Below are 222 nucleotides of genomic sequence, written 5' to 3' on the forward strand. Positions count from 1 at the left end.
ATGGGAAGCAGGTTAATATTCCTGCACCGTCGTATGATGCGATGGGGGGACGGATCGCGGAAGGTTGTCCAACGGTTGGAAGTGTTGGTTTTTGGCTCATAGAAGGCGCTTAGGCAAATCCGGGCGCGGAATTCAAGGGGTCGAGACGAGGAACTTAGGTTCTGAAGCAATCGGAAGTGGTTCCAAGAAAAGCCTCTAAGCTTCAGTCATACGAGACCGTAC

General features: G+C 51.8%; 1 rRNA gene. It reads left to right on the top strand.

What is annotated here, in order from left to right:
* Positions 1-222, top strand: a 23S ribosomal RNA gene (locus F2P45_RS37585); the annotation flags it as partial.

It is taken from the genome of Massilia mucilaginosa, assembly GCF_011682145.1.
Classification (GTDB): domain Bacteria; phylum Pseudomonadota; class Gammaproteobacteria; order Burkholderiales; family Burkholderiaceae_D; genus Telluria_A; species Telluria_A mucilaginosa.